The organism is Corynebacterium callunae (assembly GCF_046592015.1).
Lineage (GTDB): Bacteria > Actinomycetota > Actinomycetes > Mycobacteriales > Mycobacteriaceae > Corynebacterium > Corynebacterium callunae_A.
Genome location: NZ_JAWVOB010000007.1, coordinates 1 through 18,439, shown reverse-complemented (window position 1 = coordinate 18,439; position 18,439 = coordinate 1). Strand labels below are relative to the sequence as shown.

10 protein-coding genes and 1 pseudogene are annotated in these 18,439 nt (G+C 54.2%); 4 read left to right on the top strand and 7 right to left on the bottom strand.

Translation table 11 applies throughout. The annotated features are described in order from the left end of the window. Window position 1: 1 nt before the first annotated feature. The 4 genes from SFC07_RS08840 to SFC07_RS08825 are packed head-to-tail and all read left to right on the top strand — an operon-like array spanning window position 2 to window position 3,956. Window positions 2-2,299 (top strand): MMPL family transporter, encoded by a 2,298-nt coding sequence (locus tag SFC07_RS08840; protein WP_411207882.1) that lies wholly within the window; start codon window positions 2-4, stop codon window positions 2,297-2,299. 4 nt (window positions 2,300-2,303) lie between these two features. Beyond that, a complete protein-coding gene (locus tag SFC07_RS08835; RefSeq protein WP_411207881.1) occupies window positions 2,304-3,386 on the top strand; it encodes a lysylphosphatidylglycerol synthase transmembrane domain-containing protein in 1,083 nt (360 codons plus the stop codon). Further along, complete coding sequence (locus tag SFC07_RS08830) at window positions 3,383-3,748, top strand: DUF3054 domain-containing protein (RefSeq protein WP_411207880.1); 366 nt, start codon at window positions 3,383-3,385, stop codon at window positions 3,746-3,748. Before SFC07_RS08835 ends, SFC07_RS08830 begins: the two co-directional genes overlap by 4 nt. Before the next feature lie 55 nt (window positions 3,749-3,803). After that, window positions 3,804-3,956, top strand: a complete 153-nt coding sequence (locus SFC07_RS08825; RefSeq protein WP_411207879.1) for a hypothetical protein — start codon at window positions 3,804-3,806, stop codon at window positions 3,954-3,956. A gap of 476 nt (window positions 3,957-4,432) precedes the next feature. On the opposite strand, the gene SFC07_RS08820 is transcribed toward SFC07_RS08825, so the two are convergent. The 7 genes and pseudogenes from SFC07_RS08820 to SFC07_RS08790 form a co-directional block, all read right to left on the bottom strand. Then, window positions 4,433-5,983: an acyl-CoA carboxylase subunit beta gene (locus SFC07_RS08820; RefSeq protein ID WP_411207878.1), complete on the bottom strand. Its 1,551-nt coding sequence runs from the start codon at window positions 5,981-5,983 to the stop codon at window positions 4,433-4,435. Between the two features lie 20 nt (window positions 5,984-6,003). Next, window positions 6,004-10,815 carry an alpha/beta fold hydrolase gene (locus SFC07_RS08815; protein WP_411207877.1) on the bottom strand — a complete coding sequence of 1,604 codons (4,812 nt, stop codon included), beginning with the start codon at window positions 10,813-10,815 and terminating at the stop codon, window positions 6,004-6,006. 237 nt (window positions 10,816-11,052) lie between these two features. Then, window positions 11,053-12,915 (bottom strand): FadD32-like long-chain-fatty-acid--AMP ligase, encoded by a 1,863-nt coding sequence (locus SFC07_RS08810; protein ID WP_411207876.1) that lies wholly within the window; start codon window positions 12,913-12,915, stop codon window positions 11,053-11,055. A 192-nt stretch (window positions 12,916-13,107) separates the two neighbouring features. Then, the gene (locus SFC07_RS08805) at window positions 13,108-14,028 is read right to left on the bottom strand and encodes a cutinase family protein (RefSeq protein ID WP_411207875.1); all 921 of its coding nucleotides are present in this window, start codon (window positions 14,026-14,028) and stop codon (window positions 13,108-13,110) included. Window positions 14,029-14,031: 3 nt separating this feature from the next. Further along, on the bottom strand, window positions 14,032-14,559 hold the full coding sequence (locus SFC07_RS08800; protein WP_411207874.1) for a hypothetical protein: 528 nt from the start codon (window positions 14,557-14,559) through the stop codon (window positions 14,032-14,034). Window positions 14,560-14,561: 2 nt separating this feature from the next. Beyond that, window positions 14,562-16,526, bottom strand: coding sequence for an alpha/beta hydrolase-fold protein (locus SFC07_RS08795; protein WP_411207873.1), 1,965 nt, complete (start codon window positions 16,524-16,526; stop codon window positions 14,562-14,564). Between the two features lie 432 nt (window positions 16,527-16,958). After that, window positions 16,959-18,197 (bottom strand): annotated as a pseudogene (locus SFC07_RS08790) (gluconate:H+ symporter). Window positions 18,198-18,439 lie beyond the last annotated feature (242 nt).

The window sequence follows — 18,439 nt, the reverse complement described above, 5'->3', positions numbered from 1 at the left end:
CATGTTTTCTAGATGGGGTCACTTTGCCTATCGCCATAGACGTATTGTTCCGCTGGTTATCATCCTTGCCATTTTGGCCCTCTACGTGGCATTTGGACTCAAATTAGGCGAACGCATGAGCCAAGAGGGTTGGGATGATCCCGGCTCTGATTCCACCATTGCTTCCAGCATTGAGGCGGAAACCTTTGGACGCGACAATAACGGCGATGTAGTGCTGCTGTTCACCGCTCCTGCGGGAACCTCCTTCGATGATCCAGCAGTTTTTGCCGGTATTTCTGATTATCTCAATGGATTGCTGGCCGACAATCCAGAAGAGATCAGCCACATTAATAGTTATTTTGATACCCGTAATCAAAATCTCCTCAGTGCGAATGGCACCCAAACTTTTGCGGCCGTGGGCCTTAAAGGCGATGGCGAACAAACCCTTAAAGATTTCCGCGCCATTGAGGATCAGCTCAGCCCAGAATCCCTCCCCGGAGGCGTTAGCACTGAAGTAGCAGGCGCTACTGCAGTGGCAGACGCCCTCGATGAGGGCATGGCTGGCGATATTAAGCGTGCCGAAGTTTTTGCGCTGCCTTTTGTGGCGGTGCTGCTGCTTATTGTTTTTGGTTCCGTCGTAGCTGCCACCATGCCACTAATTGTGGGAATCCTCTCCATTTTGGGATCCCTGGGCATTTTGTCCATCCTGGCTGGGTTTACCCAGGTCAACGTCTTTGCGCAATCTGTGGTTACCCTACTGGGCTTAGGCCTGGCCATTGACTACGGCCTCTTTATGGTCTCTCGCTTCCGCGAGGAAATGGATAAGGGAACCCCCGTTGCCCAGGCCGTAGCCACCACTACCGCCACCGCTGGCAAAACCGTCGTGTTCTCCGCAGCGATGGTTGCCGTTGCCCTATCCGGCCTTTTTGTCTTCCCCCAAGCCTTCCTCAAGTCAGTGGCCTTTGGCGCGATCTCTGCAGTGGGTCTGGCAGCATTAATGTCGGTGACGGTACTGCCTTCCATCTTCGGCATGCTCGGCACCAATATTGATAAATGGAGTCTGCGCAGAACCTCCCGCACCGCCCGCCGCCTTGAGGACACCATTTGGTTCCGCCTCCCAGCCTGGGCCATGCACCACGCCAAGGCTGTTACCGTGGCAATTGTTTTGCTGCTACTGGCCTTGACCATTCCGCTCAGCGGCGTGAAATTCGGTGGCATCAACGAGACCTACCTGCCACCAGCCAATGACACCCGCGTTGCTCAAGAGCATTTCGACGAAGCCTTCCCCACTTTCCGCACCGAACCAGTCAAGCTGGTGGTGACCGGGGCAGACAATAATCAGCTCATTGATATCTACATGCAGGCCAACGCGGTGGAGGGTCTGACCGGACGTTTTAGCGCCGGCGCCACCACAGATGACGGCACCACCGTACTTTCAGCTGGTATCCAGGACCGTTCCCTAAACCAACAGGTTGTTGATGATCTCCGCGAGATCACCGTGCCCGAAGGCGTGAATGTTTATATCGGCGGCACCCCAGCCATGGAGATCGAGTCCATTGAGGCCCTGCTGGAGAAGCTGCCGTGGATGGCCATCTATATTGTGCTGGCCACCTTCATTTTGATGTCTTTGGTTTTTGGCTCTATGATCCTGCCAGCCAAGGCCATCATTATGACCGTCCTCGGCATGGGCGCCACCTTGGGTATTTTGACCCTCATGTTTGTTGATGGTGTTGGCGCAGGTCTGCTCAACTATTCGGCAGGTCCCTTGATGAGCCCAGTGTTGGTGCTCATTATGGCCATTATTTATGGGCTTTCCACCGACTACGAGGTCTTTTTGGTCTCCCGCATGGTGGAGGCGCGTGACAAGGGCGAATCCACCGATGATGCCATTCGTTATGGCACCGCCCATACTGGTTCGATTATCACTGCGGCAGCTTTGATCATGATTGTGGTTTGTGGAGCCTTTGGCTTCTCCGAGATTGTCATGATGAAGTACATCGCCTTTGGCATGATTGCCGCGCTGATTTTGGATGCCACCATCATCCGCATGTTGCTGGTTCCAGCGGTAATGCACCTGCTGCGTGAGGATAACTGGTGGGCACCAGGCTTTATCAAGAAGGCTTATGCGGTCATGGGCCACGGCTCCGAGGTCACCGCCCCAACCCCAGCTCCAGCTGTTGAGGAAGTTGGCATTCATGACGCTGTTCCAGCTGCGGAAACTGTGGCCTCCCGCAGTGGTCGCAGCACCAAGGAAGATGATGAGCTCATCTCCTTTGCCGAGCTGATGGCTAAATTGGAAAACCGCAAGGAGCGCGACTAGTTTTATGCGCGGATTTTTAGCTAACCCCTGGTTTCGCTGGGTGCTGTCCCTGGCGATTCTGGGGGCGCTATTGTTTTTCCTGCGCGATCAACTGGAATTCCTTAAAACTGGCCTCCAGCAAATCCATCACGCCCACCCACTAGGAATCATCCTCACCATCGCTAGCCTGGTGTTATCCTTTGTGGCAATGGCTCGCGTCATGCAAATTCTGCTGGAAGCTGGCGGCACTCCCACCAGCCTTAAAGCCACCACCGCTTTGACCTTTGCCTCAAATTCTTGGTCAGCAACGTTGCCCGGCGGTGCTGCCTTTTCTGCCATTTTGACCTTTAAAGTACAACGCAGCTGGGGCGCCAGCGTGGTTCTTGGGTCCTGGTTTTTCCTGCTCTCCAGCGCTTTATCCACAGTATGGCTAGCCGCCTTGGGCATCATTGCAGTTTTTTATATGGGCGCTTCCCTCAATTTATGGTCGCTTATTCTGAGCCTGCTGGGCATCGTGGGCTTGTCAGCCATGGTGTTTTGGGCTTCCAAAAACCCTGATACCTTAGCGCGTTGGGTGCGCAAGTTTAGTGGCGAGGGCAGGCATGGAATCGTCGACAAGCTGCTAAACCAGATTGAGCAGCTGCGCACCGTAACCCTCAGTGGGCCCAAGTTTGCGGCCGCTGCGGCGTGGTCTTTAATAAATAGGCTTCTCGACGCCTTCTCGCTGTGGATCTGCATTTGGGCGGTCACAGGCTCCGCCCCGTTTTGGGAAACGCAGGAAAATAACACCACCATCGCCGGCGTACTTTTGGCCTATACCACCGCCAAGATCGCAGGTTCCCTCCAAGCCACTCCGGGCGGAATCGGTCCGATTGAGGCAGCTTATATTGCGGCTTTGGTGGCAACCGGAATGACGGCGGTCCATGCTGCAGGTGCCGTGATTATTTACCGACTTTGCTCATTTATTCTTATGGCGTTGATCGGGTGGGGCATCTATTTTATCTATTTCACCCCCAACGGCGCTGTGCTTAATGAGGAGAACCACCCGGAAAGCGATACCATGGACGCACAATCTTCCTCAGCACATTCTGAAAGGCCACAACAGTGAACCGCTGGACGTCTTTAACCTTTGATTCCATCGCCATCGGTCTTTTTGCCCTTTTTGCCAGAATTGCCCACCAAAGTGCTGAGATGCCTCTCAATTTCCAAGGCTGGCTCTTTACCTGGCTGCCTTTCCTGGCGGGCGTTTTTATCGCCTATTTGGTAGTTATCCTGCCCGCTAAGCTTCCCAGCGAAAGAATCCGCATGGCTGGCTTAAGCGTATGGGCTTTTTCGGTGGTCATCGGTCTAACTATCTGGGGCTTCAACAATGGTGAGGTGCCACACTGGTCTTTCATGATCGTGGCAACTACAGCTTCGGCCATCCTGGTGCTGGGCTGGCGTGCTCTCTTTAAAGTGATCGCCCGCTAGAAACCTCAACAAAAATAGCCCGCGACCTTGTTTAACAAGGCCACGGGCTAATTTTATGACTTTAGAAAGCTGGAATGAAGGACTGCAGTGGTGGGATGAGGTTGTAGAAATCGAGGATGACAGCAACAAGCAACGCGGTGGACAACATTTTGAACTCCTAAGGTTGATGAGTGACGATTTGAAACAAGCAAACTACTGCAAATTTTGAAAAGCAGAGCCCCGGCTAGTTGGGGCAAGCTCCTCCACTTCCCCCATCCCCTGCTAGTGCAGGGATGGAGAAAGCTGAGTTCTTATCAGAACCAGTCGTACCAGTTAATCCAGGAAGACAGGTTGCCGTAGTAGTAAGGGGAAGAGCCGAGGTAGTAAAGAATGGTGGACAACATAACTAACTCCTAAGGTCGGTGAGTACTGTCCACAGAATAACACCCCACAACTACCCGTGCAGCAATTCTTCTATAACATTAATGAAAGTTTATGGATGCTCTAAGTTTTGTCGTCAAAAATTCCGTGAAAAAGCCCGTGACCTCGAAGAAATCAAGATCACGGGCTTTTGTATGTTAATAGCTCAGCAGCCCTTGGAAATAGGGCAATATGGTTCCAAAAATTTCTAGCCCGAATAGGACTGAGATTATGGACATTATGCTCTCCTTAAATCAGGCGAATGTTTCTCCCCACCTTACGGGATTACATTGGCATGATAGTGTGCTTCTTCTCCAAGTCCACCACCACTTTGTTTTCCAATTGACGTAGCGCTTTACGTAATACCAGGCGAGTTTCTGCAGGCTCAATCATGGCGTCAATATAGCCACGCTCGGCAGCCACATAGGGGCTCGTCATATTCTCGTCATAAAAGTCCATGAAGAGCTTCTTCATATAGCCACGCTGCTCTGGTGGTGCGGCTTCGAGCTGCTTGCCCTGAATCAGCACCACAGCGGCTGCGGAACCCATCACTGCAATCTGGGCAGTAGGCCATGCAAAGTTGAGGTCACCGCTCAAATTCTTGGAGCCCATAACTGCATAAGCTCCACCATAAGCCTTGCGCACAATGAGGGAAATCTTTGGCACAGAGGCTTCCACCACCGCAAATGCCAACTTGGCGCCGCGGTGAATCAGTCCCACCTTTTCTTGGTCAACACCAGGTAGGTAACCCGGGGTATCCACAATAAAGAAGAGCGGAATGTTATAGGCATCGCAGATACGGATAAAGCGCGCGCCTTTATCGGCAGCATCGGCATCAATACAGCCGGCCTTATCCATAGGCTGGTTTGCCACCACGCCCACGGCCTTGCCATCCACGCGAGCAAAGGCGGTGATGAGGTTGGGGGCAAACTCCGCCTGGATTTCTAGCAGGTTTTCATCGTCGAAAAGCTGCTCCAAGAGGTCCAACATGTCATAGCCCTGGTTGGTGTCATCAGGCATGAAGGAGTTGAGGGATTCCTCATAGGCAATCTCTTCATCGCTGGGAGCAGCAAAAACAGGTGCTGGGTCCTTGCAGGTCAAAGGCAGGTATTCAAGCAAGTCCTTGACCATGCTCAAGGCTTCTTCCTCGCTGGCAGCCAGGTAAGAAATATTGCCATTTTGCATCTGCTGGACTGCGCCACCGAGGTCCGCGGAGGTAATTTCCTCCCCGGTAACCTCTTTAATGACGGCGGGACCAGTGACATACATTTCGGTTTCACCAGCCACACCGATAACAAAGTCAGTGGTCACAGGGGCATACACGGCACCGCCGGCGGACTTGCCCAACATAACGGAAATCTGCGGGCTGTGACCTGAAAGTGGCAGCTGACGGCGTGCAATTTCGGAGTACATGGCCAAGGAGGTCACGGCATCCTGAATACGTGCTCCACCAGAATCCTGAATACCCACCACTGGGCAACCGATCCTAATGGCCATATTCATGACTTCACTGACCTTGCGACCGAAGGTCTCACCCACGGAACCGCCATAAACGGTTTTATCGTGGGCGTAGATAACTACGGGGCGGCCGTCAATACGGCCATAACCGGTGACTACGCCATCGGAATAGGGAGCGTCGGGATCATTCGGGGTACGGCCCAAAGCACCGATTTCCACGAATGAACCTGCATCGAGCAAGGAATTAATGCGCTGGCGAGGAGTGGTGCGTCCCTCGTCATCACGCTTTTTGCGTGCGCGTTCGCTACCTGGATCTTTGGCAATCTCCAGGCGAGCACGCAGATCCGCGAGCTTCTCTGCAGTAGTGGTGTTACTCAACTTCCCTCAGCTTTCCGTTCCTAATTCTTCCGTGAAATCTCTTCAATGCGACGGCTCAGATGAGCGCCAACTTTGCCGATTTCCGGTTCGTCGACTACCGCAAGGTGGTCGCCTTTAAGCTGAATAATTTCCAAATCATCAACGATATCTGACCAACCACCATCATGGTCAATGTGGGCGTAGCTTGGTTCCAACTCAATCGCACCATCATGCATACGTTCCGCACGGAACAACATGACAGGCGCATCTACATCTGCCCACTCAGCAAAATTCAGTTTAGCCAGGATACGGTTGTCCACAAAAGAAGCACGCTGGTGCTCAAGCACACCGGCAGAGAGTCCATGCTGGGAAGCATCAGTATTGGCCAGGAATTCACCCATCATGGTGAGCATGCCGTCTTCACCCATGGAATCGAGCAGTTCATAAGGAACTTCAAACTCCAGACCATAGGTCTTCTTGGCAAAGTTGGAGTAACGCTCCCAACGAGCTCGGGTTTCTTCTGGGGTGTCCGCTGACGGACGTGCAGCCTGCACGGTATCAAGCAGCGCAATGGTGGCTACCTTGACATCGGTATCGCGCAGCTGATGGGCAACTTCATATGCCACCGCACCGCCGAAGCTCCAGCCACCCAAAACAACTGGGAAGCCATCGGAGTAGGCAATAATGTCCTTGACATAAGCAGCAGCGCGGTCTTTAAGCTCGCCTTCCAAGCGCTCCACACCATAAACGGGAACATCTGCTGGCAGGCGGCGCATCAATGGCTGGTAAACCACGGAGGAGCCACCGGCTGGGTGGAACATAAAGACAGCAGGCTTGGTGGAGCCTTCTGGGCGCGCACGCAGCACGCGGATATTGCCCTCAACCTCGGTCTCAAGGCCTTCGCGGACCAGGTCAGACAGTGGCTCAAGGGTTTCCGCAGCTAGCACCTGCTCAGTGCTAATCTCTACACCGGAACGCTCGGTCAAGCGTTCGGCGATAGCGGTTGCAACCTCCACGTCAATGCTTGGCAAGGTGCTGGTAACACCAGCAGCAGCGGCACCGGTTAGTCCAGCCCAGGTAGCAAATACCAGGCGCTCAGAGGCGTCGCGCGGGGCAACGCCCACTCCATGCGGCGCACCTTCAGCACCCGAAGAAGCAGGAGCCTCCGCTGGGGCGGTGGTTGCTGCGGCCGGGGCGGCGTCGACAAGCGTCTCGGTGGAACGGCCAGCAACCAGGTCCTCAACGAGGGTGACCACGTCCGCCACGGAAGCATCGCGCAGGGCTTGGACCTGCAGCGGTGGGATCTGGAAGTCATTTTCAATGCGGTTCTTGATGCGCATGCCCATGAGGGAATCCAGGCCGAGGTCAATCAGTGGCAGCTCGCGAGGGAGGTCATCCACGTCATAGCCCATGGCCTCGGAGACGATGGTGCGCATACGCTGCTCCACGGTTTCCACGGCTGGATCCCAGCGCACAGCTTCCACATCAAGTGGGAGATCAGAGAGCGGATCTGGCTGATTATCGTCATAAGCTGCAGCATCGAAAACTGGAGCAGCGGCAGCAAAACCGGAGGCAGCGGCAAAGCCTTCAGCAACCAAGCTGGTGTTGCCACCGACAACCTTGTACACGCTCAGGCTCAGGCCACCGAGGGTGCGGTTGACAATGGTCGTGATCTCGCCACTTGGCGGCAGCATGTCACGCTCATCCACGGCGTCCAGAGAGGAACCTGGGAGCACAGCCATGGCGGCTGCTTCCATGATGGCAATAGCAGAAGGTGCCAGCTCAGCTGCAGTGCTAAAGGCAACCGAGTTATTAGGCAGGTTGACACGGAAGCCTGGCAGGTCCAGGGAAGCGCCGGAGGATGGACGCGCGGAGGTCCAGAAACGCTGGTGCTTCCAGGTGATATGTGGCGGATCAATGATCTTGCCCTCGCCATAAAGCGGGGTGAAGTCAACGTGAGCGCCATTAACGTAGAGCTTGGCCAGCAAATCACGCAGGGATTCAGCCTCTGGGACCTTGCGCTTGAGCGCAAAGAGCAGCTGTGCTTCCGGCTTACCAACGGTGAACGCAGTGTTCATCATGCCCATGAGCGCTACTGGGTTTGGAGAGATTTCTACCAGGGTATTAAAGCCGGCTGCGAAGGCAGCTTCGGTGGAATCCTGGAAGTACACCGACTGGCGGGTGCAACGCAGCATGTAGTCAGCGTCGTGCACAACCTCGCCAGGCTTGTAGGTGACACCTTGGTCAACAGAGCTAAACAGCGGAATCTTTAGTGGTTGTGGCTCGATGCCGGCGATTTCACCAGCGAGCTCACCGAGCAATGGTTCCACGGCAGAGGTGTGGCCTGCGCCCTTGACGTTAAGCAGGCGGGCAAATTTATTTTCTGCCTCCAGCTTTTCTACAAATTTCACCACTGCATCGCGGGGTCCGCCCACGGTGGTCATGCCGGGACCTGCATAAACAGCAGGCTCAATGCCCTGGTACTCAGGGTTTTCGGCAATAAAGGCATCCAGATCAGCAGAGGCAAATTCCACCACTGCCATGGCACCAAGTTGATCCTCAGGCAGGGACTTTTCGCCCTCGCCCATCAAGCGGGAACGGTGGCTGGCAATGAGCATGGTGTCGCGGTCGCTCAGGCCACCTGAAGCATAAGCCGCTGCGATTTCACCCATGGACATACCCATGACGGCAGCTGGCTTGACGCCGAAGCTAGCGAGGAAGTCAGTAAGGGCAATTTGGATGGCGGTGATGGCAACCTGTGCGGTTTCGGTGTCATAGGTTTGTTCATCATCAAGCACCAATTCCATGATGGACCAGCCGGATTCGAACTTGACCATCTCATCAAGTTCTTCCAGGCGCTCGCGGAATTGGGTGGACAGGGAGCAGAGTTCCTTGACCATCAGACGGTGCTGGGAGCCAAAGCCGGAGTATACAAATACTGGCCCCTGGGAGGCAGGGGCGTCAGCTGCGGCGATACCTACGCTGACCTTGCCTTCTGCAACCTGGCGCAGGCGCTTAACAGCCTCTTCCACGGTGTTGGCAAGCACCACGGCGCGGGAGCGACCGTGGTTACGGCCAGCCAGCGCGCGCGCCACGGGGATGAGGTCATCCTCGGAGCGGCCTTCCAGGAAGTCCGCCAGGTCCGCTGCTGCTTGTCGACGCCTCGATGGCAGGTGGCCCGACACCGGCAGGGCTACCTGCTGGTCAGCTAGCTGCGCTGCCTGGGGTGCGCGCACCTCATAGTCAGCTGCATTAAAGGCACTCATAACAACGTGGGCATTGGTGCCGCCGAAGCCGAAGCCAGAGACACCTGCTACTGGGTAGCCGTTGTATTCAGGCCATTCGCGAGGATCTTCCACCACTTCCAAGCGCTCTGCATCAAAATCGATATAGCGGTTGGGCTCAGAGAAGTTCACAGTTGGGGGCAGGGTCTTGTGCTGCATAGCCAAGATGACCTTGATAACGCCAGCAATACCCGCTGCAGATTCGGTGTGGCCGAAGTTGGTCTTGGCCGAACCGAGCAGGGTTGGGGTGGCTTGATCGCGGCCTTGTCCCAGCACGGCGCCAAGAGCGGTGGCCTCGATGGGATCACCCAAGATGGTGCCGGTGCCGTGAGCTTCCACATAGTCCACGGTGGTGGGATCTACGCGAGCATCCATATAGGCACGCTGCAGCACATCGATCTGGGCTTCAGGGTTTGGTGCAGTCAAGCCATTGGAGTGGCCGTCGGAGTTCACAGCGGAGCCCTTGACCACAGCCAAGATTTCATCGCCGTCATTGATGGCATCGGCAACGCGCTTAAGAACTACCACGCCGGCGCCATCGGAACGCACAAATCCATCAGCATCATCAGAGAAGGCGTGGATCTTGCCACTGGGGCTAATAACACCCAGCTCAGCAAAGGCGGTGGTAACAAAAGGAGAAGCCAAGATGTTAACGCCACCGGCGATGGCATAATCAGCATCGCCTGCGCGCAGCGCGCGAACTGCCTGGTGGACTGCAACCAGGGAGGAAGAACATGCGGTATCCACATTGACGGATGGTCCGCGGAAGTCAAAGGCGTAGTTGATGCGGTTGGCAACAATGGCGCTGGAGGTACCGGTGAGGGCATAAGGGTGCGCCTCTGCCGGATCGGCGGCGATCATCATGCCGTAGTCATTGTTGGAGGAACCAATAAACACACCCACTGCTTCCCCACGCAGGGTATTTGGTGCAATGCGGGCGGTTTCTAGGGCTTCCCAAGTAAGTTCCAGCAGGATGCGCTGCTGCGGATCCATATTGGCGGCTTCGAGTGGGGAAAGGCCAAAGAATTCAGCATCAAAGCTGGCGATATCTGGCAGGTAACCGCCGATGGTGGAGAACTCTTCCATCTTGCGGGCCATAACTTCATCGCCGGCGTATTCAGACCAGCGGCCAATGGGGAGATCGCTAATGCCGTCGCGGCCTTCAACGAGCAGTTTCCACATTTCATCGAGGTTTTCTGCACCTGGGAAACGGGCAGCCATACCAACCACGGCAATGTCATGAGTTTCGGGAGCATCGGTGACAGCGGTGAAGTTATATTCACGCTTAACGTTGGAGCGCTCAGGTTCACCATCAACAATGCGTTGCGCCAGGCCACGAATCGTCGGGTACTCATATGCAATGGTGGCGTCCAGGGTGATATCGAGTAGGTTCTCTAATTCACCAGACAGCACAACAACATCGCGGGAGGATAGACCGAAGTTCTCCATTGCTTTGTCATCCGTTACCTCTTCCTCAGGAAGACCAGTAGTGCGGATAACCCAGTTGCGGAGCCAGGTGCGAACCTGATCAACGGTCATCTTTTGTTCCGACGATTGGCTCTGTTCCATATTGATGGCCTCAGCCTTTCACATCGATTGATTTTGACTTTATTAATATTAATTTTCCATATTTTTTGAAGTTCGGAAACCACAATAAAAAGGAATATCCAGACCTATATCGCCCACGGCTCCAAAAGTGTTTCATTTGAGGCTTCTGAGCCATAAGAGGTTAATTTTAGGTTAAGTACCTTGAGAAACGAAAAGCCTCTGATAGGAAATCCATCAGAGGCTTTAAGCGAGAGCTACTTAGTTGCCCTGTTCCGCAATGTAATTGCGCTGGTTCACACGGCGTGCAATCTTGCCGGAGGAGGAGCGTGCAATTTCATCGGCAGCCAGAATTCGAATCTCTTCTGGAACCACACCATGGGCAGCGCCCACGGCAGCACGAATAGCTTCAATGGCGGCTTCATCATTGGCAGGATCAGCGGTGTTATCGCGCTCAGCCAAGATGATGAGCTTTTCAATGTCATCACCAGGAACCGCGAAGGCCGCTACGGAATCTGCACGGATATGCGCAGATGCCGCCTGCACGGTGTACTCAATATCCTGTGGATAGTGGTTACGGCCAGCTACCACAATGAGGTCCTTGATACGGCCGGTGATGTAGAGCTCATTGTCCAAGATGACGCCGAGGTCGCCGGTGGCCATCCAGTGGTTGTCATCGGCAGCACCGGTGGCGCGGGAATTTTCTTCCAGGCGGTTTTCCAAGCGGTTGCGGAAGGTTTCTGCGGTGTCTTCCTCGCGGTCGAGGTAACCAGCAGCAGTGTTTTCACCGTGGGTCCAGATCTCACCAATGAGGCCATCTGCCAGTTCGCTCTTGGTTTCTGGGTCCACAATAACCATGTTCTGTGGGGTTACCACCTGGCCATTGGAAACAAAGGCTACGGCCTTCTCGGAATCCTTGGCCACCAATTCCACGCGGTGTTCCTTCAGCGCCTCGCGGTCAAAGTAGGAGATCAAAGGGCGGTTTTCGGACTGTGGGGTGGCAACCAGCAAGGAGGCTTCAGCCAATCCATAGGAAGGACGCAGGGCTTGGAGTGGCAGACCATAAGGCTCAAAAGCCTCACGGAAGGTGTTTAGTGCCTTTTCGGTAACTGGCTCAGAGCCAATAACCACGGCATCCAAGTTGGAAAGGTCAAGTTCTTCACCCTCGGCTGGCTTGGCATAACGAGCTGCCAATTCCAGGGCGAAGTTAGGAACTACGGTGTAAACGTTGGTTTCGGTTTCACCCTCGCGGCGTGCCAGCTGCTTAATCCAGCGGGAAGGCTGCTGCACAAAGTCGCGTGGGCTCATGAACTCATTGTCCAGGCCAAGCATGGTCACGAAGGCAGCCAGGATGATGCCCATATCGTGGTGCAAAGGCAACCAGGACACCAGACGCAATGGGGTTTGCAGCTGGACACCATTGAAAATCTGCAGCACGTTGGTCAGGATGGAGCGGTTGGTCAGCACCACCCCGGCTGGGGTGCGGGTGGAACCGGAGGTGTACTGCAGGAATGCGGTGAGGTCGATTGGTGCGGATTGGCGCATTGCGGCCAAACGCTTGCCCGCCTCAGACATCATGGGGTTCTCATAGGACTCAGCCAAAGAATCTGGCAGGGAGTCTACGGAGAGGATACGGGGACGCTCTTTGGCTGGCAGTGCAGCAAAGTGCTTGCGCACGGCACCAGCGGAGTGGGAGTTGGTGAGCACCACAACTGGGGTGGAGTCAGCAAAGACCGCATTGAGGTGGTCGGCATGGCCAGGCTCGGTGGGGTCATAAAGAGGAACTGGAACCAGGCCGGCGTAGAGCGCACCAAGGAAGCTGAAGATGTACTCGGGGCTGTTGTTGGCCAGGATGGCTGCGCGATCACCAATGGTGGCTACCTGCTGCAAACGGCCAGCAACGGCCTTGATGCGAACATCAATTTCATTGCGGGTGTACTCGATGAGCTTGCCTTCGCGAGATTCGGAGAAATCCCAGTAGTGCATGCGGGGAATATCTCCGCCACCTTCAGCAACATCTGCCTGGTACATGAACTCTGCCATGGCAGCTAGTGTCATGAATGGAGGCAGGTTGATCTCGCCATTCTCATCAAAGAATGAACCAATAGCCTTTTGTAGATCCATGTGTTCGCCTAACTCCTCGCTACGTTGTCATCGCAGTGTGTGCTGCGAGTCGACGCGAGACTCGTTGGTGCCCCACGTCCGAAAAACTTAAATTTATATTACTTTTGGAAACTAACACTACTAGAGCACCCGCCCCGAGCCCCAAAACTCCAGTCTGACGCTAAACCGCTGGGTTTTTCGTCGAAAAGCGTTTTAGGCGTTGTTGATGAGGTTGGTGGCCCAGTTTACTAACCACTTGTCAGTGGTTGTACCTGGGAAAACATTGGGGTTGGTGGCATATTGCGCATGGATTCCATTAGCTGAAACCATGGCCAAGGCACGGTCGAGAGCATTGCCAACATTGGCGGGAGCATCGCAGATGGTGTCATCGGGTGCGCAAATATCTTGAACTCGATCATTGAGCACCCCAAAACCACCTTCACGAGGACCACGCATGGTGGCACCTGGCACGATGGGTTGAACCAGCAGGTTCAGTGGCTGCAGTGCAACCTCGGCGCCCACACCGGAGACAAAGTTGCCGGGGAATTGGCCAACTCCTGGCTCGCGGCGGCCGTCGGCAACCAGGGCGACACCCCTGATGCGTTCGGCGGGAATTGCACCTTGGCCAGATCCGATTTGGGCGGCGAGGTCACCTACGATAACCGCACCTTGGGAGAAGCCCGCGATAATAAAATCTGTTGCGGGGCACTGCTGGTTCATGCTGACAAGTTCGCCGGTAAGGGTTGACAACCCCTCTGAGCGGGACTGGTCATAGGTCATTTCATCTGGGGAATTGATGTTTCTAAATTGCGCGGTATAAGGCAGGGTCCACACCTTGACATCCTCAGCTGGGAACTGCGCCTGCAAAGGGCGGGAGAAATTCAGCATAAAGGACAAGGGATTTGCGGTCGGGTTGATGGGATCATCATTGGCCGCAGATTCCCAAGTACCGGGGGCCGAAATAACCTCCACGTCAGGGCACCAATCAGGTTGCTCCGGCGCTGCCGAGGTTTCGGTCCCACCTGGAACTCCAGGGATTCCGGTGTCTTTAGTAGTGTTCACATACTGCACAACGCCCACGCCGATGAGGACGAGAACGATCAATACAGCAATAACGGTGATGGTTTTCCTCATCGGTTAACAATACGTCCGTTCCGCAGTCTCTTTCAGCAGCGTGGAAATTTTCTCCGCCTCTGCCTCGGTTACTTTGGTACGTCCCTGCACGATGAGCTGGCCCGCAACGGCATCCGGAGTAACATTTGAATCTTTATTTTCCGAATTGCAATAATTCGAGGCCGTGGAGACCATGAGGCCTTCAATGCCATCAATATTCACGCCGCCAGCTTTGAGGCCATCCAAAAACGCCTGCTCCTCCGCGCTCCACTCAGCTCCGGCTGTAGGAATTTCAGAAACTTCCGCAGCCGCGCCGTCCTTAGCCGATCCGCTGCTCTTTTTTGCGCTTGTCGACGCCTCCGTGCTGCCATCCTTGGCCGTAGTGGAGGCACTACTCTCCCCCTCCCGGGCGAGAGAGGTCGATGCGGCTCCAGAGTTTTCAGCATCAGCGGAATCGCCATCCACTGTCACACCACCACAGGCGGTGAGCACTGAAACCATTGCTAAGAGAGCAAAACCTTTAAAAGTTGGGACCGACTGCGGAAACTTCACTGTTAGCGGGACTCCTCAATGACGCCATTAACCTGGCGGATGGTGCCATTTTCGAAGGTAATGGTCTGGCCACCTGCAGCAATTGCGCTCTGGTCAGTGGTTGGGAAGCCATATTCACCCTGCTCCCAGCCCTTTGCGCCCCAGGCGTTGAAGATATCGCCATAAAGCACAACGTGAGCACCGGTCTCAGCAGACCAGTAGATATTGCCCTTGTCGAAGGTCTGGAAAGCGCCACCGTTGATCAGCTGCTCATTGCCGGTTGGGAAACCGAGCTGAGCGAAGATGCCATCAGCTGCGTACTTCTTGGAGATTTCTCCGCGCACCCAATAAGTAGCGTTGGTGTTGGTGCGGATAACGTATCCACCCTGGAATGCCTGGCGGTAACCACCGTTGTACTCCAGTGCAGCACCGGTTGGGTAGCCGAGGCTGCCCTTTTCATAGTTCTGGGTGCCCCATGCTGCAATCATGTCAGCTGGGATTTCCCATGGGCCGGTGGTGGCGGTCCAGTAGATGGAACCGTTCTCGAAGGTGACATAACGGCCAACTCCATCTGGCGCAGTCAGTTCGCCGGAGGTTGGGAAGCCCAACCAGGAGTCAGGTCCACCCAGCTCGGAGTAACGAGCGTTGATGCGACCGTAGAGAGCAAAAGCTCCAGTCTCTGCGGACCAGTATGCGCGACCATTTTCAAAGTCTTGTGCGCGACCGGTGGAACTTGGGTACTCATTGGTCAAACAAGCGCCTAGGGCGCCATTGGCAGTTGCCTCTGCGATTGCACCCACAGCGGTGCACTCTGCGCCACGGTCATCAGTGGACAGACCCAAAGCATCAGCCATGTATGGGAATGCCTGAGTCATTTCAAACTGCCAGTATGGCCAGGCGTGCACGCCGGATGGGCGGAAGCTGGAGATGACCTCAACGCCAGCTGCGTTTGCAGCATCAACGAAGGTCTGAGTGCTCATGCGGGAGATGATCTCCAGGCCGACACCTGCAGCATTAGCTGGACCGGTTGCCACAGAGCCATCGGTGCCGAAGTCATCTGCACCGTTACCTGCGGAAACGTAGATGGTCTTACCCTTAAGCTTGGAGACATTAGACTTTGGATCATTTTCCTGCCAACGTGCGGTACCAGCTTCGCCCCACATAGCGTTGACATCATATCCGCCAGCATCAGCCAAAGCGGCAGAGATAGCAATTGGCATACCAGTGGAGGTGGTATCCAGGTAGCCGGAGAAGGAGCCCACAAACTTGAACATATCTGGGTGGTGGGTTGCGATGTTAACTGCAGCAGTACCGCCCATGGAAATACCGGTGATTGCGCGGGTGGTGTTGGAACGGAAGCCCTTGTCCAGGATTGGGGTGAGTTCCTGAGTTAGGAAGGTTTCCCACTTGTAGTTCTTGCCATTGTTCGGCTCATTCCAGTCAGAGTAGAAGGAGCTTTCGCCACCAACTGGCAGGACAACCAGGACATTCTTATCGGCAAAGTACTGCTCGATATTGGTCTCAATGGTCCAACCGCTTTGCTCTTCGATGGCGCGCAGACCATCAAGTGCCCAAATTTCTGGGAATTCGCGGTCTGGGCTGGAGTACCAGTCACGTGGCAGGAGTAGCTGCACCTTGATGGGCTTTTCAGGCATTGCAGCAGACTGAATGGTCAGCACTACGTGCTTAGCAGTTGAGTATTCTGCGCTGATAACGCGCACACCTTCAGGCAGACCTGCAATTTCTGGATAGGTAACGGTGCCGGCAGGGATCTCTTCCACATTTGGCTGCAGGTAGTCGGTGAGTCCATCGGTGATAGATCCAATTACCTGATCAGAGAGCAATGAGGATGACAGATTGGAGGACTGCGCCATTGCAGCTGGAGCCGTCAAAGACATAGTCAGAGCAATGGCGGTTGGAATGGCGCCAGCTGCGATCCAGAGGGAACGGCTCCTGGTCTTGGTGGAACGAGATGCGGTGTCGCGCATGAAGTTATCCTTCTCAGTTGTTTTGGGTCTACTGCTTACACAGGCTAGTCCAGCACAGAAAGGATAGGCATGCAGAGCTGAAAGTTCCCCGCTTTCATCCCAGCACCTACTTTTCCACACATTTTCATGGACTAAGCCTTGAGAGTCTTCAGTTCTATCCAGCTTGTCGTAAATCGGCCCGCAAAAGTTACAAATGACTATGTGCAACTTCTACTGTGCAGATCACAACTCCAGAATGATCTCAATCTTAAGTTCAACTTGAGGGTTTTAACAATGCCACACCGAAAAATGCAGCATTAATCATAAAAAGTACAGAGATTATTAGGTCTAATCACCTAAGCTGCCAAATGGTTTTATTTACACCGCAAGTTATTCCTTATATATAAGGAAACTCCGGATTGATATTCAATCCGGGGTAAGCCGTGAAAACTCTTAGCCAATAAAGAGGCTGAGCAACATAACCACGCCCAAGCCCACGAGGGAGTTACATAGCTGCAACAAACCCCAGGTTTTGAGAGTGTCCTTGACCGAAAGATCAAAGTAACCCTTGAAGAGCCAGAAGGAGGCATCATTAACGTGAGTCAAGGTATTGGAACCCGCAGCGGTGACCAGGACCAATAGTGCTGGGTTCACGCCAACAAGCGCACCTGAAGGATCCATCAAGGCGCCGGAAATAATGCCAGCTGCGGTAATCGCAGACACCACGCCGTGACAGGTGGCAAGGCGGATCAGCACGGTAATCGCCAATGCCGGTATCAATAATGACCTGCTTCAAAGCGCCACCAGCACCAATGATGAGCACCACCATGGCGATGGATTTCACTGCACCCTCGAAGTTATCCTTTGCCCAGTCGATGCCACGCTTGGGGCGAATAGCAAAGAAGGAGAAGGCTGCCAGCATCGCGATGGACACTGAGACCACCGAGGAACCCAGGAAGTTCACCACAGTGTGCAGGGTTGTTCCTTCCACCAGCCAAATATTGAAGATGGTGGCGGCAATCATCAAGATCGCAGGGATAAGCGGCACAAACATGGAGATGCCAAAGGAGGGTCGTTCCTCTTCCGGAACTGGATTTTCAGCGCGCAAAAGGGTGGGCACGGGATAATCAAGATTGCCCAGGAACTTTGGCAGCACCCAACCAGTAATTGCGATGGTTGGAATTGCAACTACCAGGCCTAGGATGTAAACCATGCCAATATCTGCACCATAGGAATCCACCAGGGCAACAGGGCCTGGCTGTGGTGGGAAAAGCGAGTGTGCGGTGGTAGTTGCAGCAACTGCCGAGATGGCGATCTTCATATAAGGCACCTTGGCCTCTACTGCCACTGCGATAATCAGCGGTGCCAGGATAATAAAGGCAACCTCATAGAACATCGCCAAACCAAAACGGTGCCAGCGACAACCATGGCGACTTTAACCTTGCCCACGCCCATTTTGCGAATGAGAGTATCGGCAATCTGAGCTGCAGCGCCAGAATCAACAAAGAGTTTGCCAATGACGGCACCAAAAACCACAATGAAGGCCAAGGAGCCCAGGGTGGAGCCGAAGCCTTTTTGAATGGTGTCAAGGAGATCCATGAGGGGAAAGCCCTCGAGCACACCGATAAATATCGCCTCCAGCAGTAGCGCCAGCATGGCGTTTATTTTCCATTTGATGTTCAGGAGCAGCATTAAAGCGATGCCCAGAACAACCCACACCAGATGTAGAAAATCCAGTGATCGATCCCTTATATGTACAGAGGAAAAAGGAAGGTACTACCTAAAAATGCTAATGGGATGTTCTTAACAGGTGTAATTGGGGGTAAAGTCCCCACATTTTAGCCCTACATTTTCCGTGGTTATGGGATTGAACCAAAACAAGACCTACCCCACAATGTGAGTTAGGCCATTTTTGTTTTTGCAAGAAAAAACGC